Origin of the sequence: Massilia sp. CMS3.1, from assembly GCF_051262535.1 — a bacterium.
Classification (GTDB): Bacteria; Pseudomonadota; Gammaproteobacteria; order Burkholderiales; family Burkholderiaceae_D; genus Telluria.
The window spans coordinates 1-20765 of sequence record NZ_JBIMES010000016.1 but is presented as its reverse complement, the minus strand read 5'-3'; the positions used below and the strand labels follow the sequence as shown (position 1 = coordinate 20765).

The following is a 20765-nucleotide window of genomic DNA, read 5'->3' as shown; positions in this document are numbered from 1 at the left end:
CAGCGGTTCTTAATCGTGCTGATCCCGCATCCACTCCTTCAGCCCTTCGACCCATGATTTCGCGGGCAGGTTCAGGCGCCGCTTGATCTCGCCCGCACGGTCGTACAGCACCGAGAAATCGATCTGCGGCGCGTGTTTGAAAGCGATGACGACGATGTTCGCGTCGTGCACCTCGGGCAGCCAGACGACGGCGTCGAACACTTGGCTCATCGCTTCCAGGTTCTTGCCGTAGTTGCCGACTTCCCCGAACACGTTGGCGGTCATGATGCCGCCTGGCCGCAGGCAGTCGAAGCAGCCCCGATAAAACTCGGGCGTGTCGAGCACCGGGCCGCGCGCATCCTGATCGTACAAATCGACCTGCAGCGCATCGACCGTGCCGTGGTTGCGCGCGTCCAGCGCGAAGTCGAGCGCGTTCATTTCAAGCACGTTCAGCCGCGTGTCGTCCGGCGGAAGCTCGAACAGGGCGCGGCAGATCGCGATCACGTTCGGGTTGAGTTCGACCGCCGTGATGCGGGCGCCGGGAAAGCGCCGGTAGCAGAATTTGGTGAGCGCCGCGCTGCCCAGGCCCAGCTGTACGATGTGCCGAGGGGCGGCCTGGAACAGCAGCCAGGCCATCATCATCTGCACGTATTCGAGCTCGATCGCGTCCGGCTGGGACAGGCGCATCGCGCCTTGCTCCCACGAGGTGCCCAGGTGCAGCGAGCGCACGCCGTCGAACTCGGTGACGGTGGCCGGCGGGTGGCCGGGTTCAGAGAAGCGGGGATCGAAGGACGGGGATTGGTCAGGCATGGTCGGGCGCAAAGGTGATGTGCGATCTTACCAGAGCCCCGCCGAACTCACGGCACGCCGTTGGCGCACCATGTACGGTAGCCCGGCCGCTCGGCGAGGCGTACCAGGTAGGCCGAGAGGTGCGGAAAATCGGGCCGGTCCATCGGTGTGAGCGACCAGCGATTGAGCGACAGGCCGATGACGATGTCGGCCAGCGTGAAGTGTTCGCCTGCTGCATACGCGCCGGTGGCGGCGAGGTGCGCGTCGAGGATGCCGACATGGCGGTTCCAGGCGGCGACACTGGCGGCGATCAGCGCCGGATCGGTATGCGCGGGACTCTTGCGCACCAGCGCCATGAAAGCGTAGCGCCAGGCGTTGTTCAGTTCCGTCGCTTGCCAGTCCATCCATTGCTCGACCCCGGCGCGGGCGCGGACATCGCGCGGCAGCAATGCGTCGGCGTTTTCGCGCGCGCACAGGTAGCGGCAGATCGTATTCGACTCCCACAGCACGAAGCCCGCGTCGACCAGCACCGGCACCATCCGGTTCGGATTCAGCGGCGCGTGGTTCTCGGTCCAGTCCTCGCGCGCGAACGGCAGGCCCAGTTCGACGCAGGTCCACAGCACCTTGCGCACGTTGATCGAGGTCGGCTTTCCGATGATGTTGAGCATGTGGTTCTTTCAGCCTGGGGTGAGTGCGGGCAGGATCATCGTCACGGCGAGACCGCCGCCCTCGCGGTTCGACAGCAGGATGCGTCCGCCATGTGCTTCGGCGATTTCGCGCGCCAGGGCCAGGCCGAGACCCGTGCCGCTGCGCTTGGTCGAGTAGAACGGAACCAGGGCATTCGTCAGTACCGCCTCGTTCATGCCGCTGCCGCGATCGAACACGTCGATGCGCAGCAGGTCTTGCACGCGCTTGACCTGGAGTTCGACGTCTTCAAGCGAGGAACCCGATTCGTGCGCGTTTTTCAGGAGGTTGAGCAAAGCTTGCTCGAGCTGGGCCTGGTCCAGCAGCGCCGCTTCAGGCGGCAGTTCGCCTGCGAGGCGAAACGGGATTTGCGAAGCGAGGCGGGCGATAAAACCTTGCCAGTCGCAGCGCTCCAGGCGCGGTGTGGGGAGTTTCGCGAAGCGCGCGTAGCCGAGGATGAAACGCTCCAGGTGGCGGGTGCGCTCGCCGATGGTTTCCAAAATCTGCGGCAGGCGTTCGGTCTGTCCACGCCGCACCAGTTCCGCGCCCGAGTGGGCGAGCGATGCCAGCGGCGCGAGCGAATTGTTCAACTCGTGGCTTATCACGCGGATCACCTTTTTCCAGGTCTGCACTTCCTGGCGCCGCAGTTCCGCCGTCAGGTGGCGCAGCATCAGCAGCTCGTGCTTGCGTCCGTTCAAACTGAAACTGCTGCGCGCCAGGTGGTAGACCTGTTCGTCTTCGCCTTCGCCGGCCGTGAACAAGCCGTCGCCGCCGCGCGCCAGCGCTTCGCCCAGCGCCGGCGAGGCGTGGGCGAGCAGGTCGTCGAGCGCGTGGCCCTCCAGCTTGCGCCCTTGAGCCAGCAACTGGCGCGCGGCCAGGTTGGCGTAGACGATGGCGCCAGCGCGCTGCGGCACGTCGGCCACCAGCAGCATCGCCACCGGCGTGTTCTGCACCATCGTATCTAACAGCAGTTCGCGCTGCACCAGGTCGCGCCGCTGCTCGCGCAGCACGTCGCCAAGCGCATTGTGGGCGCGGATCAGGTCGGCCAGTTCGTCGTTTTGCGGCCAGTGCAGGCTGAACGAGAAATCGCCGTCGCGGTAGCTGGTGACCGTGCCCTCCAGAGCGCGAAACAGCGACAGGATGGGTGCTACCTGCGAGCGGATCGTGATGATCGCAAGCGGGACCACGCAGGCCAGGCACAGCGAGGCCACCAGCACGGGGCGGCCAGGGAACAGGTGCTCGAGCACGAGGGCGATGATGATGCCGACCGTGAGCAGGGTGCCGACCAGGGCGGAGAAGCGGGTGACGAGGGAGAGGCGCATGGGTTCATGCACGTCCGATGCCGAGCCGCTCCATGCGCCGGTATAAAGCCTGGCGCGACAGGCCGAGTTCGGCGGCGGCCTGCGAGACGACGCCGCCGGCACGGGCCAGCGCGGCGGCGATGGCGTCGCGGTCCGGCTCGGCCTCGGGCAGTTGCGGCGCTGGCGCCGCCGCGGGCAGGCCGAGGTCGGGCACGCGGATCGTGTCGCCTCCTGCCAGCAGGTTGGCGCGCGCCATCACGTTTTTCAGTTCGCGCACATTGCCCGGCCAGGGGTGCGCCAGCAGGGCGGCTTCGGTAGTGCGGTCAAGATGCTTGCCGGGCGCGAGAAAACTCAATGCCAGCGGCAGGATGTCGCCCGGGCGCGCCGCCAATGGCGGCAGGCGCAGCTCGATCACGTTCAGGCGGTAGAACAGGTCTTCGCGGAAGGTGCCGGCGCGGATCATCGCCGGCAAATCCGCATTCGTGGCGCTGATCACCCGCACCTTGACCTGCCGCTCGCGGTTCGAGCCGAGGCGCTCGAAGCGGCCCGTTTCCAGCACCCGTAACAGCTTCATCTGGCCGGCCGGCGGCAGGTTGCCGATCTCGTCCAGGAACAGGGTGCCGCCGTCGGCCGCCTCGAATTTCCCTTCTCTCGCACGCGAAGCGCCGGTGTAGGCGCCGGCGTCCGCCCCGAACAGCTCGGCCTCGATCAGCTCGGAGGGCAGGGCGCCGCAGTTGAGCACCACGAAGGGTCCATTCGCCACCTGCGAATTGGCCTGGATGATCTCGGCGATGCGTTCCTTGCCGGTGCCGTTGGGGCCCGTAATGAGCACTGGCACATCGGCGCGCGCGACCTGGCAGGCCAGCTGCAGCACGCGTTCAAGCGCCGGGTCGGCCCAGACGAGATTGCGCAGGTCGTACTGCTGTTCCAGTTCTCTGCGTTCGCGTCGCTCGCGGCCGACGCGTTGGGCCAGCGCGCGGTTCGCCTGGCCCAGTTCCACCAGATTGGTGACGGTGGCGAGCAGGCGCTCGTCGTTCCAGGGTTTCGGCAGGTAGTCGGCGGCGCCCGCTTTGACCAGGTCGACCGCGGCATCCAGGTGGGTCCAGGCCGTCAGCAGGATGACAGGTAAATCCGGATACAGCCCGCGGATCTGGCGAAACAGCGCCACGCCCTCTTCGCCCGAGGTGGTGTCGGCCGTGAAGTTCATGTCCTGGATCACCAGGTCGACCGGCGCGCGCGCCAGCACGGCGAGCCCTTCCTCGGGGGAGGCCGCATGCAGCGCCGCGATGTCGTGCAGGGAAAACAGCACGTCGAGCGCGAGGCCGACGGCAGCGTTGTCGTCAATGATGAGTACGGTAGGCATGCTTGCTAGGATAGCATTGCTATTAGGCACTGCGGGTGGCCAAGGCCGGCGAAATGCTCGCCGCACGCCAGGCCGGTCCGTAGACAGCAATCACGCCAAGCAGCCAGAACACGATGCCACCGCCCGCCAGGTATTCGAGCGGCAGGCGCGCCATCTCGAGCCGGCTCACCAGGAGCTGGTTCAGCGCCACGCCGAGCAGCAGCCCGCCAAACACGCCGGCGCTGGTGATCATGAAATTTTCCGTCACAAAATAGCGCAGGATGTCGCTCTTCTTCGCACCGAGCGCGCGGCGCACGCCAATCTGTTTTCTGCGCTGTGTGACCCACAAACTCGCCATGCCGACGATGCCGCTGGCGGTGATCAACAGCAGCAGCACGCTGACCGTGACCAGCATCCACGACAGCGCGACGTCGGCGCGGTAACGCGACTTGCGGTGCTCGTCGAGCGTGGTCGATTCCAGGATCAGTGGCGTGGGCGACGCCTTGCGCAATGCCGCTTCGACTTCGCGGATCACGCGCTCGCGCTGGCCTGCCTCGGCGCGTACGGTGTAGAGCGCGCCCGGATAATTGCCGTACATGCGCATCGGTGTGATGCTGGAGAACTCGCCGCGTTCGGTCACTTGCGCGCTCTGGGTCTGCAGGCGCTCGACGACGCCCACCACACGCACTTCGATCGCATCCTCGCCGGTACCGAAGTACATGTGCCTGCCGACCGCCGGCAGGCCCGGCCACATCTTCTCGGCCAGCGCCCTGGTGAGGATCACGTGGCGTGGCGTGACGTCCGTATTCGCATCGACGTCCATGTACTCGCTCGGCAGGAAGTCGCGCCCTTCGACGAGTTTCAAACCCCAGGTCTTGATCAAGGAATCGGGCGAAAAGTAGAGCGAAGACGGCGCCGTTTCGTCGACCTGCTTGCGGTCGACGGCGACACTGCTATTCCAGCCCGATTGCGACAAGGGGATCTGATTGATGTTGGCCGCCGACACCACGCCAGGCACGGCTCGAATCACCTCGGCTTCGCGTTTTTGCGTCGCCAGCTGCTGCTCGGGGCCGCCCGAGGACAGGTTGCGTACCTGGATCGAGAACACCGCTTGTTCTTCGGCGACGCCGCTCGGGCGCGCTGCCGCGCTGCGCCGTTCGCCGACGATGTGCAGCGCGTTGGCCAGGATCGCCAGGCTCAGCGCCACCTGCAGCGCGACCAGGATGGCGCCGGTCTTGTTGCGCAGGAGCGCGGACAGGATGGGACGGATTTCCATGATTGTCTCTCTCGCTTACTGTGATTTGAGTTGGAGGGCGGGCGTGACCTGGCAGGCGCGCCAGGTCGGCAGCAGCCCGGCCAGCACCGCTGCGAACACCGACATCGCAAAGGTAAAGGCGAGCATCGTCAGGTCCATGCGCGCCACGGCAGCCACTTCGCTGCTTTGCATCGCGATCAGGGCCAGGGCGCCGAAGGAGAGCGCCAGGCCGAGCACACCGCCGGCCAGACCGACCACTGCGCTCTCGACCAGGAATTGGCGGAAGATCTCGCGGCGCGAGGCCCCCAGCGCGCGGCGGATGCCGACTTCGGCGGCGCGCACCGAAAACTTCGCCAGCAACAGGCCGATGGTGTTCACCAGGCACAGCAGCAGGAAGCCGAAGGCCAGCCAGGCCGACAGTTTGGTGTCCTTGCCGACGATTTCGCGCTCTTCCATCCACTCGTTCACGTCGAACAGGCTATTCGGCGCGGCGCGCTTCATGCGGCCGAGTTTGCGCTGCTCGGCGGCGTAACTGTCGATGTAGTCCTGCAGCCGGGCGCGGTCGCTGGCGGAGGCGGTCTCGAACCAGAACTGGAGCCAGGTGCAGTTCGAACGCAGGATGCCCTGGAAGCCGGGTTCGGAACGTTCGGAGCAATTCATGCCGCCGTTGTGGGTGGTCTCGTGACGGATGGCACTGGCCAGCGGAATGAAGAAGTCCTCGCCTTTGCCGAACTGCTCGCCGCCGACCAGCTTGTAGTAGCGCGGCTGGGGCGCCCACTTGTCGATCACGCCGACGACCGTGAACGGGGAACCCATCACGTTGATGCGCTGGCCGACCGGGTCGGTGGCGCCAAACAGTTTCTCGGCGATGTCGCGGCTCAGGATAACGACGTCGGCGCCGCGTTCGTCATCCTGCGCGCTCCAGGTCTGGCCGCGCAGGAAGGGGACGTCGAACATGGCGAAGAAGTCGCGTGTCGGGGCCATGCCGGTTGCCGAGAACACGGGCAAGTCCTTGCGTGGCGGTTCGATCGGCGCGGCGATGCCGTACAAGCCGGTGCGCCGTTCGCCCTGGCCGCTTTTCAGGAGGTTCATCACGTCCTGGTAGGTGACCTGGTTTTCCTGCAGTTTCTGGCCGGGGTTATAGCCCTCCAGCGGCGCCACGTCGAAGATCGGCACGAACAGGCGCTCGCTCTTGTGCGGGATCGGGTCGCCCGACATCATGTGCAGGATCGTCAGCGTCGAGACGCTGGCGGCCACGCCGACGGCCAGCGTCAGCACCATCAGGGCGGTGAGGGCCGGATTGCGGCGCAGGCTGCGCAGGCCGAGCTTGAAGTAGTAGTTGAACATGGCCGCTCCTCAGACCACGCCGGTGCCGGCATGGACGGCCAGCGTCGGCCCCTTGCGCACCAGGTCCGACACCTGGCCGTCGATGATGTGCACGTTGCGGGTCGTGCGCACGGCCAGTTCCGGATCGTGCGTGACCATCAGGATCGTGGTGCCGGCCGCGTTGATCTCTTCCAGCAGCTCCATCACGCCGCGCGCCATTTGCGTGTCTAAATTACCGGTCGGTTCATCGGCCAGCAGCAGTTTCGGCGAGCCGGCCAGCGCACGCGCGATCGCCACGCGCTGCTGCTGGCCGCCCGACAGCTCGGCCGGGAAATGCTTCATGCGCGAGGCCAGGCCGACTTTGGCCAGCGCGTCTTCGATGCGCTCCTTACGCTCGGCGGCGTTGAAGCCGCGGTAGCGCAGCGGTACGTCGACATTGTCGAACAGGTTCAAATCCGGAATCAAATTAAAACCCTGGAAGATGAAACCGAGCTTTTCGTTGCGCAGGCGGCTTCTGGCATCGTCGTTCATGCCCTGCACGTTGACGCCGTCGAGCACATATTCTCCGGTCGTGAATTCTTCGAGCAGGCCGGCGATGTTCAGGAAACTGGTCTTGCCCGAGCCCGAGGGGCCGGTGACGGTGACGAATTCGCCCTTGTTAACCTGGATCTCGAAGCCGCGCAGCGCGTGGGTCTCGATCATGTGGGTGCGGTACACCTTGGAGAGCTTGGTCATGCGCAGCATGGGATGTCCTTTCAGGAGAAGTTTTTTATTCATTGATCGAGACGCGGGCCGCGTTCTCGAAGGTGTCGGTACCGGCGACGACGACCTTGTCGCCCGGCTTCAGGCCGGAAACGATTTCGACGGCCGAGATGCTGGTCGCCCCTAACTGGATCGGGGTGCGCACAGCGACCCCGTTCTCCACGCGATAGGCGAAGCGTCCGCCTTCGCTTTCCACGAATGGTCCGCGCGGCAGCATGACCACGTTCGGCTTTTCTTCGATCAGGAGGCGCGCCGTGACACGCTGGCTCTGGCGCAGGCCTTTCGGTTGGGCGCCGTCGAAACGCACGCGCGCCAGCACCTGGTTTTTCACGACTTCCGGCGACAGGGCGACCAGCTTGCCGGTCGCGGTTCCCGCGGGCAGGGCGATTTCGGCGGTCATGCCGATGCCCATATCCGATACATAGGTCTCCGGTACTTCGAGTTCGACTTCGAGGCGCGACAGGTCGACCAGCGTCATCAGGGGCGCGTTGGCGGCGACCACCATCCGGTTCTGCACGTTCAGGGTGCCGATGAAACCGTCGACCGGGGCGCGCACGGTGAGTTCGTCGACGCGGCGCTGGGCATTGGCCATCGACAGGCGCGCGCGTTCCATCTCGTTGCCCTTGGTGCGAATCGCCAGGGCCACGTCGTCGCCTTCCAGCGTGGCCGCCTGCGTGGCGTGCCGGGCGCGGATGCCGGCCGAATTCAGCGCATCCTTCGCCTTTTGATAGTCGATCTTGGCGATCACGCCGACTTGCGCCACGCTCTCGTAGCGCTCCAGGGTGCGCTGGGCCGACAGCCGGTCGATCTCGGCGACGTCGGCTTCACGCTGGGCCAGCAGCTTTTGTTTGCGCGACAGGATCTGCTGGCGCGCGACTTCGGCTTTCAATTGTTCATAGCTCGACTGTTCGCGTTTCAAGGCGTCGGACAGGTCTGGCGACTCGAGCACGGCCAGCACGTCGCCCCGTTTCACCGTGTCGCCGGCGGCCACTTTCAGGTTGACGGTGGCCGGGGCAGTGGAGAACAGGGTCGGGCTGACGGCGGCGACCACGCGCCCGTTGACGGAAGCGTCGCGCACCAGGGTGCCGCGGCCGACGTCGGCGATGCGCAGGCGGCTGGCGTTGACGGAGTGTTCGCTCTTGCTCCAGCTCGAGAGCAGCAGGGCGGTGACGGCGCTCAGGGCCACGGCGGCGCCAATCCAGACGGCGCGGCGCTTGCGTTGTTGTCCCGGTGGGGCGGTCAGGACAGCGTCTTGTGCGGATGGTTCGCGGATCATGGTGGTTTCGGTAACGACGTGAATGCTGTCGTTATTGCACGATCCGTGCCAGGGGGTAAGTGCTTGATTTGATTGGGTGCTCGAAGGGGCGGACGGGTGTCCGGCGTGTCCGGACGGGGGAGGGCGTACGTACGCGGACACAGGGGTGCCCGCGTGTTTGCAGTGTTCTAAAGGCTCAGTGCAGGCAACAGCCCCACGAACTAAAAAACATCACTTCTGCGGCTTCTGCTTCTGCCCATACTTCCCAACCACCTCCCCCTTGCCGATCACATGCCCCTGCATGGCTTTGAGCAGCGTATCGCGATCGGAACCAAACGGCACCTCGAGCATCGTATCGAGCGCATAGACCTGGAAGTGGTAATGGTGCGCCGGCTCGCCTACCGGCGGCTTCGGCCCGTAGTAGCCCATCGAACCGCGCGTGTTGCGGCCCTGCAGGACGCCGTCCGGGTCGGTGAGGCGCGGCTGCTCCTGCACGCCGTCGGGCAGGCTGGTGACAGTCGCCGGGATGTTCCAGGCGAGCCAGTGGACGAACGGCGTGACCGGTTTCGCGTCCGGGTCTTCCATCACGATGGCGTACGACTTTGCGTTCGGCACCGCCTTCCACGACAGCGCCGGCGAGACGCCGTCGGCATACTCGCTGTACTTCTGGTCCATCATGCCGTTGTGGCGGAAACTCGGCGAGCTGACGGACACAACGCCTGACGATTGCGTCTCGGCCCGCTTGTTCGCCAGCGGCACGCCATTGCCCTTATTCGCCTGCTCCTTCATGGGACCGGCAGGCGGCATGGCGGCCGCACCGGCCGGCGCAGCGCCGCTGCCCGTATACGCGACGCGGTAGACCACGCCATTCGCATCGTCCGCCATCAGTAGCGCGCCGTCCTTCGCGAACGCCAGGCCCACGGGACGCGCGATATGGGTCTTGCCGCCATCGGTGAGAAAACCGGTGACGAAGGGTTCGATCGCTTTCGGCTGGCCGTTCTCGAAACGCACGCGCACGATTTCGTGGCCGGACGCTTGGGCGCGGTTCCAGGAGCCGCGCATGGTCGCGAAGGCGTCGCCCCGGTATTCAAGCGGGAAGGCGCTTTGCGCGGCGAACACGAATTGCATCGGCGCCGCGTGCGCCGTATAGCCCATCACCATCGGCGTGCTGCGGTCGCGCCACTGCTCTTTGGTGAGTCCGCCCACCGGGGTGCTCTGCGGGTAAATCTCATTGGCGCCGTACACGTGCGGCCAGCCGTACTGCTTGCCCATCTCGATCTTGTTCAGCTCTTCCTTCTGTTCGTTATCGCCGAGGAAGTCGATGCCGTGGTCCAGGCCCCAGAGTTCGCCCGTCTGCGGATGCCAGGCATAGCCGATCAGGTTGCGCAGGCCGCTGGCGAAGATGCTGCGCTGCTTGCCGTCCGGGGACGCGCGTAACAGCGTCGCGTTTTCCGGATTGCTCTCGTTGCAGGTGTTACACGTGCTGCCGACGCTGATGTACAGCATGCCGTCCGGACCGAAGGCGAGCGTGCGGTTCGGGTGCTGGCCACTGTCGGGCAGGTCGCCGATCAGCATGGTCAATGCGCCCAGCCGCCCGTCCGGCTTGATGTCAGCCACGAACACTTCCTTCACCGTGATCAGGTACAGCTTGTTGTCGCGGATCGCCAGGCCGTGGGCGCCGGCGCGGTTCGCCACCTGGATCGGGGCGCCGTCGGCGCGGCCGTCGCCATTCGCGTCGCGCAGCAGCAGCACGTCGCCCTGGTCGCGCCGCGACAAATACACGTCGCCGTTTGGCGCCACCGCGATGATGCGTGCGTTCTTCAATCCGGTCGCAAAAGGCGTGACCGTGAAGCCCGGCGGCGCCTTGATGCCGCGCATGCGATCAAGCGTTGCCTCGACCTTGTTCGGCTTGAAAATATTGTTGCTGAGAGAGACCTGGGTGCCGTCGCCCTGCTGGGCAAAGGCGCCGCTTACTGCCATGGTCATCAGGGTTGCCGCGAGCGGGTGTTTCATCGTGCGTTCCTTTTCAGTTAGTTAAATTGGGTAAATGTCGGTTGACCAATCCTGACAGATGGGTGAGCGCCGGTATGTGAGGGAACGAACATTTGGACACGCTCCGCCGCAGCATCACTCCGACAGTGTTGAATTTTGTCAACTTGTCCATATGTGGAACCCGGACATCCCTCCCTTCCCAGGACCTTCCAGTGCCCAACTTCGCCGTACCGCTGCTCGACAACGCGAGAAAGGCCAGCGACGCCATGCGCGCCTGGCTTGCCCTGCCGCCCTCCACGCCGATCGATTACCCGTTCGCCGACAGCGACGTGGCGCAGCTGCAGCGCGTGAGCGCAGACCCGGACGGCTTCGTCCTCGATGACCAGACCTGGCAGGATTTATTGCTGGCGCCCTGGCTGGCCGGCGTGTCGAACGAGGTCAGCATCGCCGGACGCCAGGAGCTGTACCGGCGCTTGCGCACGGGACTGAGCGACCCGGAGCGCGCCGCGCTGGCCCATCGCCTGCGCGCCCTGCAGGACGAGCCAACGCGCATTGACGCGCTCAAGGAAGCCTTGCGTACGCTACGCGAGGCGGACACGGAGATCGCGGCCCTGCTGTTCGAGGGCAAGGCGCTCATGCCGCCAGGCTGGCTCGGCTGGCGCTGGCTGCTGCCGCTGGCCTTGATCGGCTCGATCGCCGCAGTGATCCTCAGCCCGCTTGCCTGGATCGCCTCGGCCGCCGTGCTGTACACCCTGATTGCGCTGCAGATGCGCTACCACGAGCGCGTCGAAGCCTGGAGTCGCTCATTGAAGACGGTCCAGCTGCTGCTGGGAGCGGCGTCGCGCCTGGGCAGGGAGGCGCCCGGGGGGATGCCGGATGCGGCAGGGTACGCCGGCCGCCTCAACCACAGCCTGTCGCGCTCGCTTGTTGCCCGCTTCAGTCCCGATGGCGGCGCTTACGGCGACTGGTTCGCGCTGGCCAACGTCAGGCATTACTTCAGGACGCATGCGCTCGTGCTGCGTGAGCGCGCTTTCCTGCAAACCTGCTGGATGCACTGCGCCGCGCTCGAAGCCGATGCCGCACTGGCGCGCCACCTGTTGGCGAACACAGGCTGGTGCTGGAGCGATACCGCCGCCGAGGGCGAACTGGTCATCGAGGATGGGATTCACCCACTGCTGGCAGCGCCCACCGGGCTGTCGATTGGATTGGAAGGGCAGGGCGCTTTCATCTCGGGGCCAAACGGCGTCGGCAAAAGCACTTTCTTGCGCATGCTGGGCCTGAACCTGGTGCTGGCGCGCGCCTTCGGCATCTGTTATGCGCGAAGTGCCAGGCTGCCGACGCTGCCCGTCTACGCGAGCATGCAGAACGAGGATTCGCTGCAGGGCGGCCAAAGCCTGTACATGAGCGAACTGGCGCGCGCCCAGGCGCTGCTGGCCGCCGCCGACGGACCGCATCCGGGCGTCTGCCTGATCGACGAGATTTTCAGGGGCACGAACCACGTGGAGTCGGTTGCCGCTTCCGCGGCCGTGCTCGACACGCTGGCGGCGCGTTCGATGGTGCTGGTGTCTTCGCACAACCTGGTGCTGGCCAGCTTGCTGGAGCACCGTCTCGCGCCGCACTGCATCGGGCGTGATGACGACGGACGGCTGGCGCTGGCACCCGGGGTGCTGGACCGCACGAACGGCATCGCCTTGCTGGGCGTGCAGGGGTTTGGCGCGGAGATCGAACAGAAGGCGCAGCGGGTGGCGGCGTGGTTGACCGGCTACCTCGGGCGGCCGGAGGCGGGGGCGCATGTCTTGGCTTGCAATGGGAAACCGAGGGTGCGCGACTGTAAAGAAAAACCCGGGACGCACGATAGCGTCCCGGGATCCCAAGCAGCCTAAGGCTGTACAGCGCGCCGCCGGGACAGCGCGCCGGCCGCCACCCCCGCCAGGATCAGCATCCACGCCCCCGGTTCGGGAACTTCACCCGGCTCGCCGATGTCGAGCGCCACGTTGTCCACGCCGAACTGGAACATGTTGACGTTGTCGACCTCGCTAAAGCGCAAGCGCAAGGTCTGGTTGAGGTGAGCGTTGAGAAACTCAGTGATGTCGATCTCGAAGTGGGTGTAGCCGGACACGAGCGGGTCGCCGAGACCGGTTGCGAACAGGTTCAGCAGCACGTCGCTTGCCGCCAGGCTGAACGGATCGCTGCCGCCGGCCAGGATATCGACCCGGGCCTGCTGGTTCAGCACTGTCGTCGCCCAGTCGAGCGTGAGCGGATCGGGCACGAAGAACGCCTCCGCCCGGTTGCCGATGAACAGGTCAAAACTCAGCCGCGCCGATCCGACCGCCGTGGCCTGCAGGAAATCCTGGTAAAGCACGTGACTGCCGCCAGCTTGCCCGTCCGTCATCGCGGCATTGCTTCCGCCCGGTGGTGCCGGTACGGCCATGCCGTTCACCGGACTGGTCGTGCCGGACTGCAGCACAAAACTGCCCGCGCTTCCGATTTGGTCGACAACGGTCCAGTTCGTCATGCCCGCTTCGAAGTCGCCATTCACCACCGGTATGGCGTGGGCAGGCACGACCGCAAAGACGAGTGCAGCGGCCACGGCACCGGTAAATTGCTTCATTGCTGTTCTCATTATTTCCTCCTCAATGCAGGGTTGGCGCGGCTGATGCGGTACACGACACCGTCGGTAATGGAGACGACATACAGGTTGCCGTCCGGTCCCTGCTCGATCGCGGGCGTGACGCCGAAGCCCCGGCCGATCAGCAAAGTCTCGCTTTCCGTCGGTTCGAACTTGTTCAGGTTGTCGGCGACCTTGTCAGCCAGGCGCACGTCTCCACTGACGTTGACGGCGAGCCGGTCCGGCGTCAGGCGCAGCCGGTACAGGCTGCCGCCGGTGGTGCCGGTCGGGGCGAAGGGGCGCGCCGAACCCATCCACAAGGTGCCGTCGTACTCCGGGCCGAGCGCGCTGCCGCGCACGAACGCGGTGCCCGACGGCCCGACCTCGTAGCGCCAACTGAACTCGGGATCGACATAGGTCGCACCGGGCAGCATGAACATGCGCGACCGGGCGAGGCTCGGGGTATAGGCGATGCGGGTGGGCGGATAGCGCACCTGCTGCAGCGAGCTGCCGAACATCGTGGTCTCGATCTGCTTGAACTGCGCGATGCGGCTCAAGGGACCCATGGTCTGGATCCAGCCGCCGTTCATGCCTGGCACCACCCGGTTCAGTTCGCTGAACGCGTCATCGGAATTTTCAGTCAGCCAGAGGAAGCCGCCCACCGGGTCGAAGGCCATGCCGAAGCCGTTACGATGGCCGTAGGAGAACACCGTCTGGAGCGTCGCCCCGACGTTCCCGCCCAGAGAGCCGCCGGCCGCGAAGAACGGATTATCGGACGGCGTGCTGCCGTCGTCATTGAAGCGCTGGACCACACCGGAGAGGTGGGCGGCATCCGGCGCCGGGCCGCCAAATGTATCGTCGACGAACGACGGCGTCAGGAACGGCCCGTTGGGCAGGTTCTGCATCTGGCCGCGCCGCCCAAGGTCGCCCGTAAAAACATACAGCTTGCCGTCGGGGCCAAAACGGATCGGGCCGCCATTGTGGTTGCCCCGCTCCACCAGGTTGACCGCATCCGCATGCCCGGGGACCGGAAGATTGTCGGTCTGCCTGGCGCGCAGGCGTATGGTTGCAAAGCGGGGGTCACTGACCAGGGTGGTGCCGTTCCAGATATACCGGTCGACCCGGTTGCCCAATTGCGCAACTTCCGAGAGAACCGCGGTGTCGGCGCCGGTCGAGCTTTCGGTCCAGCGTATGTAGACGGTCGGTACGATCGGAAAACTCGGATGCAGTGCGATGGCAAGCAAGCCGCGTTCGGACGCGGAATTGACATGCAGGTCAAGCACCGGCGTCGGCTGCAGCACGCCATTGATCACCCGCTTGACCTGGCCGGACCCCTTCTCCAGGATGAGTGCGTCGTTCGCACCAATGAAGGCAATCCCGATCGGCTGGACCAGCCCCGCGCCAACATAGGTCGTCACTTGCAGGTTCGGGTCTAGCATTGCAACCGGTATTGAATCGGCCGCGGCGAAGGGCGTTGCCATGCCCAACAGTATGGACAGAGACAGCCCAGCCCGGGCCCGTCCCGCAGTTCTTTCAGCGCATGTAGTCGACATCATGATCCCCCAATCTGCCGGCTCGATGAGAGCCTGACAGTGCTGTTTAGAAGAGGTGGTCGCACTGGATGCGCTGTGTTGGCGCTCAAGGCGGCCGTTTGTGTAGCGAGGGAGGCCCATGCATAAAATATGCCAATTGCATATGAGGTGCACTGGATGTGCTATGACGGACGGGGCCGGTGCAATGCTTGCAGGTCGGCCAAGTCGACGACTGGACGAGCGGTATGTAAGAAAAACCGACAAATGGTTATTGTTGAGCTGGGCGACCGGGTGCGGCGTTGCGCCTTCACTTGCGCGGCAGCGGCGTCCCCTTGTCGATCACCTCGCGGCAATCGCCTTCCATCCGTGCATTGTCGTAATCGGTCCAGCCATAACTGTCGACATAGCGTTTATGCCGCACCAGCTGCGCGCTGGCGATACTACGGTCCAGCGTTTCGCCCGGATAGCGGATATCTCCCAGGTCGACCAGCGTGTGGAAGATGTTCTCGGTCGACAGGGGCGCCGCGCGGTGCGCGCGCAACTGGGCGATTTTGTCCGGAAAGCGTGCGCCGTAGGCATCGGAATACCAGGCAAAGGCGGGCACGTGGAATTCGTACTGGTTATTGTGGCCATGGAAAACCTGGCGGCAGGCGCCGTCGAACAGGACCTGGCCGTGATCGGCAACGTACATCAGCGCCGCGGCCTTGTCGGATGTCTTCAGGCTGCCGATCAGCTGGGCCAGGAACCAGTCCGTATATAAAATCGAATTGTCGTAGCTGTTGTTCAGCTGCGGCTCCATCGCGGTGTCGGTGAGTACCGGCTTATGCACGCCCACCAGCGACGGCTGCCACTGGTCGAAACGCGCCGGGTAGCGGTGGGCGTAATTCCAGTGGCTGCCCAGCGTGTGAAGCACGATCAGTTTTTTCTGCGCGGGGTCGGCCAGTGCGCGCGCAAACGGGTTGAAGAGCACCTCGTCGTAATTCGAATTGTCGGTAAAGCCACCCAGGTTCAGGAATTCGACCTTGTCCGCTTCCTTGGCGAACACGGAGACGGGGGTGTCGAATTTGCCGAACGAGATCTGGTTCGACAGCCAGAAGGTTTTATAGCCGGCTTCCTTGAACGCGGTAAGGAAGGATTTTTCGGTAAAACCGTCCTTCAGGCTCTGCATCGCCGGTTTGCGTGAAATGATGACCGGCACCGACAGGCGCGTGGCCGAGACCGAGGTAATCAGGTCCTTCATCATCACCAGGTTCGGTTCCTGCATTAACAGCGGATTGGTCGGACGTGCATAGCCGTTCAGGCTCCAGCGGTCGAAACGCGCCGATTCGCCCAGCACCATCACGATCACGTCCGGCGCATTGGCCGGGTCGGCCTGGCTGGCGTTGAAACGAAATGCGGCGCTGCGCCGGTGCAAGTCGGCCAGGTAGACACGCTCCTTATAAAAATCGAGTCCGCGCGCCACCACGCCGAAGGGCCAGGACTGGGCAAACGCCTTCACCTCGAACGGCGGCTGCGCCCAGCGCGGCAGGCGCGGCAGGCGCGGCAGGGCGGAAGCGGGCAAGGGTGAACTGGCGCCGGGTGCGACGAAACGCGATTTGTCCGATACAGGCGGCTTGGCCGGCGCGCCAGTCACCCCGGCTTTCTGGCCGTAGGCAAACAATCCAGCAGTTATCAGCAGCAGCCCCAGCACCAGCGGGCGCGAGCGGTCATTCCAGTCGAGCTCGCGCGTTGCCAGCGCCGCGCGCCAAGTCCCCGCCCACCAGGCGACGACGCCCACCATCACGCCCAGCATCAGCCAGGCACGCGCACCCAAAAATTCCATGGCCTCGAGCGGGCTGGTTTCCGCCATGATGCCCAGATGGTGGGTCGAAATACCCTGGCCGTAATACAGGTACAGGTAGAGTTCCGCCGGCAGCGCGATAAACGCCGGCAGCAACAGCCAATGAAAATACGCCGGGCGCTTGAACAGGGCCCAGGCGGCGATCCAGGCGAACACGGCCATGCCCGCCAGCTGGGCCGGGCGCGCGACGGGCAAGCCTAGGGTCAGCGGAAAGAAAGGCACCGCCGACAGCACCAGGTAAGTGAGCACGAGGAGTAGGTGGGCAGGGCGCAGCAAGGTTCGCATCGGGAAGGGGGGCGGGGGAAAGTCGGCTATTATCCGGCTTTTACTGGCGCAAGAGCTATTTCCCTGCCGGGCATCCGGCGCCGGACTCGGCCCTGATTGTGTCAGCACTACCACAGGCGTGCGGCGCGGCGGCCCTGAGGCTGCCCACTAAATCAGCAAATCGGTTGACCGGAGTTTGCGACAAGTCTATACTCGCGAGTTCTCGATTTATTCTGCACATCGCTTACGCATTCGCAGCCGCTCCTTCGGTGAGTGGCTTTCGTCGCCTCCGCTGTCAGACGATTCAAGACTAGGTTTCAGTCCCCGGGCAGGCTTGTCCGGGTTATCAACTGTAGTATTTTGTTGGATTAGGAACGATGCCAACCATCAATCAACTGATTCGCAAGCCGCGCGTTGCCGCGGTTGTGAAGAGCAAGTCGCCGGCACTGGAAAACTGCCCGCAAAAGCGCGGTGTCTGCACCCGTGTGTACACCACGACCCCAAAGAAGCCGAACTCGGCTCTGCGTAAGGTCGCCAAAGTTCGCCTGACCAACGGTTTCGAAGTCATTTCGTACATCGGCGGTGAAGGCCACAACCTGCAAGAGCACAGCGTTGTCCTGCTGCGCGGCGGTCGTGTAAAAGACTTGCCGGGTGTGCGTTACCACATGGTTCGCGGTGCACTGGATACCCAGGGCGTCAAAGACCGTAAGCAAGCTCGCTCGAAGTACGGCGCGAAGCGTGCGAAGGCTGCCAAGAAGTAATCCTGGGATCTCGTCACATCGAGGTCACATTTAAAAGTTAAGTTGAGCCGGCCGACAGGTCGAGTAAGTGAGCGGTCATGATGGCCCTCGCGAGTGCTGATTCAGCACTCAACTGAAGATAGGAAGGAATTGAAATGCCACGTCGTCGTGAAGTACCCAAGCGCGAGATCCTGCCAGATCCAAAATTCGGCAACACGGATGTCGCCAAGTTCGTCAATGTTCTGATGCTGTCCGGCAAAAAGTCGGTCGCTGAAAACATCATCTACGGTGCGTTCGAGCATATCCAGACCAAATCGGGCAAGGACCCGCTGGAAGTGTTCGCGGCCGCGATCAACAACTGCAAGCCAATGGTCGAGGTGAAATCCCGCCGTGTCGGCGGCGCCAACTACCAGGTGCCAGTGGAAGTTCGTCCGGTCCGTCGTATGGCGCTGTCCATGCGTTGGTTGCGCGAAGCCGCAAACAAGCGCAGCGAAAAATCCATGCCACAACGCCTCGGCGGTGAGCTGATGGAAGCGGCCGAAATGCGCGGCGGTGCGATGAAGCGTCGTGACGAAGTGCACCGTATGGCTGAAGCGAACAAAGCGTTCTCGCACTTCCGCTTCTAAGCACACAAGCAGTATCTGTTGTTCAGGCCGGGCACATTTTGTTTTCCAAAATGCCGCCCGGTTTTGTCCATTAAAAGATTTAGGAAAAATTATGGCACGCAAGACCCCCATTGAGCGCTACCGCAATATCGGTATTTCCGCTCACATCGATGCTGGTAAAACCACCACCACCGAACGCGTCCTGTTCTACACCGGCGTGAACCACAAGATCGGCGAAGTGCACGATGGCGCCGCGACCATGGACTGGATGGAGCAGGAGCAGGAACGCGGCATTACCATTACCTCGGCAGCGACGACCTGCTTCTGGAAAGGTATGGCCAACAATTTCGAGCCGCACCACATCAACATCATCGACACCCCGGGCCACGTTGACTTCACGATTGAAGTCGAACGCTCGATGCGCGTGCTCGACGGCGCCTGCATGGTTTACTGTGCAGTCGGCGGCGTGCAGCCACAGTCGGAAACCGTGTGGCGCCAGGCTAACAAGTACAAAGTGCCGCGTCTGGCCTTCGTCAACAAGATGGACCGTACCGGTGCGAACTTCTTCAAGGTCTACGAGCAGATGCGCGCGCGCCTGAAGGCCAACCCGATTCCTCTGCAGATCCCGATCGGCGCGGAAGAGAACTTCCTGGGCGTGGTCGACCTCGTTAAGATGAAAGCCATCTACTGGGACGACGCGTCGCAGGGCATGAAGTTCGACTACCGCGAGATCCCGGCTGAGCTGGCTGAGCAGGCTGCCGAATGGCGTGAAAAGCTCGTCGAGACCGCTGCTGAAGCGACCGAAGAGCTGATGAACAAGTACCTGGAAGAAGGCGACCTCTCGGAAGAAGAGATCAAGGCCGCCCTGCGCCAGCGTACCATCGCGTCGGAAATCGTCCCGATGATGTGCGGCACCGCCTTCAAGAACAAGGGCGTGCAAGCCATGCTCGACGGCGTGATCGAGTACCTGCCATCGCCAGTCGACATTCCACCAGTCGGCGGTACGGACGAAGACGACCAGCCGGTCACCCGCCGCGCTGCCGACGACGAGAAATTCTCGGCGCTGGCATTCAAGATCATGACCGACCCGTTCGTCGGCCAGCTGATCTTCTTCCGCGTTTATTCGGGCATGATCAAGTCGGGTGACACCGTCTACAACCCGATCAAGGGCAAGAAAGAGCGTCTCGGCCGTATTCTGCAGATGCACGCGAACCAGCGCGAAGAAATCAAGGAAGTCCACGCCGGCGACATCGCCGCTGCGGTCGGCCTGAAAGAAGCGACCACGGGCGAAACCCTGTGCGATCCTTCGTCGGTCATCACGCTGGAAAAGATGGTCTTCCCTGAGCCGGTCATTCAGCAGGCTGTCGAGCCGAAGACCAAGGCCGACCAGGAAAAAATGGGCCTGGCCCTGAACCGTCTGGCACAGGAAGATCCGTCGTTCCGCGTGCGTACCGATGAAGAATCGGGCCAGACCATCATTGGTGGTATGGGCGAGCTGCACCTGGAAATTATCGTTGACCGCATGAAGCGCGAATTCAGCGTCGAAGCGACCGTCGGCAAGCCACAGGTTGCCTACCGCGAAACCATCCGCAAGGCCGTCACCGACGTCGAAGGCAAGTTCGTCAAGCAGTCGGGTGGTCGTGGTCAGTACGGTCACGCCGTCCTGACGATCGAGCCGCAAGAGCCGGGCAAGGGCTTCGAATTCGTCGACGCCATCAAGGGCGGTGTGGTTCCACGCGAATACATCCCTGCAGTCGAAAAAGGTGTGCGCGAAACCCTGACCTCGGGCGTGCTGGCTGGTTACCCGGTCGTCGACGTGAAAGTCACGCTGACCTTCGGTTCGTACCACGACGTCGACTCGAACGAGAACGCGTTCCGTATGGCCGGTTCGATGGCATTCAAGGACGGCTGCCGTAAAGCATCGCCAGTCATCCTCGAGCCGATGATGTCGGTCGAAGTGGAAACGCCGGAAGACTACGCCGGTAACGTGATGGGCGACCTGTCGTCCCGCCGCGGTATGGTGCAGGGCATGGACGAAATCCCAGGCGGCGGCGGCAAGATCATCAAAGCCGAAGTGCCACTGTCGGAAATGTTTGGTTACTCGACCTCGCTGCGTTCGGCGACCCAGGGCCGTGCAACCTACACGATGGAATTCAAGCACTATTCGGAAGCGCCTAAGCACGTGATCGACGCGATCGTCACCGCCAAGTCGAAGTAATAAAAGTATTACGCCCCGGTGGTGACGTCACTGCCGGGGCGAACAATAAAACACAGTAAATCGTTCTTTTAAAGGAAGATCAAAATGGCAAAAGGTAAATTCGAGCGGAACAAGCCGCACGTCAACGTCGGTACCATCGGACACGTTGACCACGGCAAGACCACGCTGACCGCAGCAATCGCTACCGTCCTGTCGAAGAAATTCGGCGGCGAAGCAAAAGCATACGACCAGATCGATGCAGCGCCGGAAGAGAAGGCACGCGGCATCACCATC

The 20765-nt window shown here is 63.8% G+C and carries 17 protein-coding genes; 5 read left to right on the top strand and 12 right to left on the bottom strand.

The annotated features are described in order from the left end of the window. Nucleotides 1-9: 9 nt before the first annotated feature. The 9 genes from ACHAC9_RS20785 to ACHAC9_RS20745 all read right to left on the bottom strand — a co-directional run bounded on the left by ACHAC9_RS20785 (nt 10) and on the right by ACHAC9_RS20745 (nt 10706). Nucleotides 10-789 (bottom strand): spermidine synthase, encoded by a 780-nt coding sequence (locus ACHAC9_RS20785; protein WP_435762963.1) that lies wholly within the window; start codon nt 787-789, stop codon nt 10-12. A gap of 47 nt (nt 790-836) precedes the next feature. Then, nucleotides 837-1436 (bottom strand): glutathione S-transferase family protein, encoded by a 600-nt coding sequence (locus ACHAC9_RS20780; protein ID WP_435762961.1) that lies wholly within the window; start codon nt 1434-1436, stop codon nt 837-839. 9 nt (nt 1437-1445) lie between these two features. Continuing rightward, a complete protein-coding gene (locus ACHAC9_RS20775) occupies nt 1446-2774 on the bottom strand; it encodes a sensor histidine kinase (protein ID WP_435762959.1) in 1329 nt (442 codons plus the stop codon). Between the two features lie 4 nt (nt 2775-2778). Further along, nucleotides 2779-4116: a sigma-54-dependent transcriptional regulator gene (locus ACHAC9_RS20770; protein WP_435762957.1), complete on the bottom strand. Its 1338-nt coding sequence runs from the start codon at nt 4114-4116 to the stop codon at nt 2779-2781. A gap of 22 nt (nt 4117-4138) precedes the next feature. Beyond that, the gene (locus ACHAC9_RS20765; RefSeq protein ID WP_435762955.1) at nt 4139-5371 is read right to left on the bottom strand and encodes an ABC transporter permease; all 1233 of its coding nucleotides are present in this window, start codon (nt 5369-5371) and stop codon (nt 4139-4141) included. A 15-nt stretch (nt 5372-5386) separates the two neighbouring features. After that, complete coding sequence (locus tag ACHAC9_RS20760) at nt 5387-6697, bottom strand: ABC transporter permease (RefSeq protein WP_435762953.1); 1311 nt, start codon at nt 6695-6697, stop codon at nt 5387-5389. Nucleotides 6698-6706: 9 nt separating this feature from the next. Next, nucleotides 6707-7420 carry an ABC transporter ATP-binding protein gene (locus ACHAC9_RS20755; RefSeq protein WP_435762951.1) on the bottom strand — a complete coding sequence of 238 codons (714 nt, stop codon included), beginning with the start codon at nt 7418-7420 and terminating at the stop codon, nt 6707-6709. Between the two features lie 25 nt (nt 7421-7445). Further along, nucleotides 7446-8714 (bottom strand): efflux RND transporter periplasmic adaptor subunit, encoded by a 1269-nt coding sequence (locus ACHAC9_RS20750; RefSeq protein ID WP_435762949.1) that lies wholly within the window; start codon nt 8712-8714, stop codon nt 7446-7448. Between the two features lie 210 nt (nt 8715-8924). After that, nucleotides 8925-10706, bottom strand: a complete 1782-nt coding sequence (locus tag ACHAC9_RS20745) for a YbhB/YbcL family Raf kinase inhibitor-like protein (protein ID WP_435762947.1) — start codon at nt 10704-10706, stop codon at nt 8925-8927. A 191-nt stretch (nt 10707-10897) separates the two neighbouring features. Here ACHAC9_RS20745 and ACHAC9_RS20740 point away from each other — a divergent pair, with 191 nt between their 5' ends. After that, complete coding sequence (locus ACHAC9_RS20740; RefSeq protein WP_435762945.1) at nt 10898-12568, top strand: MutS-related protein; 1671 nt, start codon at nt 10898-10900, stop codon at nt 12566-12568. On the opposite strand, the gene ACHAC9_RS20735 is transcribed toward ACHAC9_RS20740, so the two are convergent. The 3 genes from ACHAC9_RS20735 to ACHAC9_RS20725 all read right to left on the bottom strand — a co-directional run bounded on the left by ACHAC9_RS20735 (nt 12565) and on the right by ACHAC9_RS20725 (nt 16950). Further along, nucleotides 12565-13296: a PEP-CTERM sorting domain-containing protein gene (locus ACHAC9_RS20735; protein ID WP_435762943.1), complete on the bottom strand. Its 732-nt coding sequence runs from the start codon at nt 13294-13296 to the stop codon at nt 12565-12567. The two genes, ACHAC9_RS20740 and ACHAC9_RS20735, sit on opposite strands and share 4 nt — an antisense overlap. Nucleotides 13297-13307: 11 nt before the next feature. Continuing rightward, entirely contained in the window at nt 13308-14732 is a 1425-nt protein-coding gene (locus ACHAC9_RS20730) for a PQQ-dependent sugar dehydrogenase (RefSeq protein ID WP_435762941.1), read from the bottom strand. Between the two features lie 400 nt (nt 14733-15132). Next, nucleotides 15133-16950: a phosphoethanolamine transferase gene (locus ACHAC9_RS20725; RefSeq protein WP_435762939.1), complete on the bottom strand. Its 1818-nt coding sequence runs from the start codon at nt 16948-16950 to the stop codon at nt 15133-15135. A gap of 356 nt (nt 16951-17306) precedes the next feature. On the opposite strand from ACHAC9_RS20725, the gene rpsL reads away from it, so the two are divergent. The 4 genes from rpsL to ACHAC9_RS20705 form a co-directional block, all read left to right on the top strand. Further along, entirely contained in the window at nt 17307-17690 is a 384-nt protein-coding gene (rpsL, locus tag ACHAC9_RS20720) for a 30S ribosomal protein S12 (RefSeq protein WP_091877422.1), read from the top strand. 134 nt (nt 17691-17824) lie between these two features. Further along, nucleotides 17825-18295 (top strand): 30S ribosomal protein S7, encoded by a 471-nt coding sequence (gene rpsG, locus ACHAC9_RS20715; RefSeq protein WP_056336784.1) that lies wholly within the window; start codon nt 17825-17827, stop codon nt 18293-18295. Nucleotides 18296-18386: 91 nt separating this feature from the next. Then, entirely contained in the window at nt 18387-20492 is a 2106-nt protein-coding gene (fusA, locus tag ACHAC9_RS20710) for an elongation factor G (protein WP_435762936.1), read from the top strand. Between the two features lie 84 nt (nt 20493-20576). Further along, nucleotides 20577-20765, top strand: a 189-nt coding sequence (locus ACHAC9_RS20705) for a GTP-binding protein (RefSeq protein WP_435762934.1), incomplete at its 3' end; no start/stop codon positions are given.

Excerpts from the sequence above, each read along its gene's own strand:
- ACHAC9_RS20755 (WP_435762951.1), bottom strand. The coding sequence starts at position 7,420 with ATGCTGCGCATGACCAAGCTCTCCAAGGTGTACCGCACCCACATGATC.
- ACHAC9_RS20730 (WP_435762941.1), bottom strand. The coding sequence starts at position 14,732 with ATGCTAGACCCGAACCTGCAAGTGACGACCTATGTTGGCGCGGGGCTG.
- ACHAC9_RS20775 (WP_435762959.1), bottom strand. The coding sequence starts at position 2,774 with ATGCGCCTCTCCCTCGTCACCCGCTTCTCCGCCCTGGTCGGCACCCTG.
- ACHAC9_RS20735 (WP_435762943.1), bottom strand. The coding sequence starts at position 13,296 with ATGAAGCAATTTACCGGTGCCGTGGCCGCTGCACTCGTCTTTGCGGTC.
- ACHAC9_RS20750 (WP_435762949.1), bottom strand. The coding sequence starts at position 8,714 with ATGATCCGCGAACCATCCGCACAAGACGCTGTCCTGACCGCCCCACCG.
- ACHAC9_RS20760 (WP_435762953.1), bottom strand. The coding sequence starts at position 6,697 with ATGTTCAACTACTACTTCAAGCTCGGCCTGCGCAGCCTGCGCCGCAAT.
- fusA (WP_435762936.1), top strand. The coding sequence starts at position 18,387 with ATGGCACGCAAGACCCCCATTGAGCGCTACCGCAATATCGGTATTTCC.
- ACHAC9_RS20765 (WP_435762955.1), bottom strand. The coding sequence starts at position 5,371 with ATGGAAATCCGTCCCATCCTGTCCGCGCTCCTGCGCAACAAGACCGGC.
- rpsL (WP_091877422.1), top strand. The coding sequence starts at position 17,307 with ATGCCAACCATCAATCAACTGATTCGCAAGCCGCGCGTTGCCGCGGTT.
- rpsG (WP_056336784.1), top strand. The coding sequence starts at position 17,825 with ATGCCACGTCGTCGTGAAGTACCCAAGCGCGAGATCCTGCCAGATCCA.
- ACHAC9_RS20785 (WP_435762963.1), bottom strand. The coding sequence starts at position 789 with ATGCCTGACCAATCCCCGTCCTTCGATCCCCGCTTCTCTGAACCCGGC.
- ACHAC9_RS20745 (WP_435762947.1), bottom strand. The coding sequence starts at position 10,706 with ATGAAACACCCGCTCGCGGCAACCCTGATGACCATGGCAGTAAGCGGC.
- ACHAC9_RS20780 (WP_435762961.1), bottom strand. The coding sequence starts at position 1,436 with ATGCTCAACATCATCGGAAAGCCGACCTCGATCAACGTGCGCAAGGTG.
- ACHAC9_RS20725 (WP_435762939.1), bottom strand. The coding sequence starts at position 16,950 with ATGCGAACCTTGCTGCGCCCTGCCCACCTACTCCTCGTGCTCACTTAC.
- ACHAC9_RS20770 (WP_435762957.1), bottom strand. The coding sequence starts at position 4,116 with ATGCCTACCGTACTCATCATTGACGACAACGCTGCCGTCGGCCTCGCG.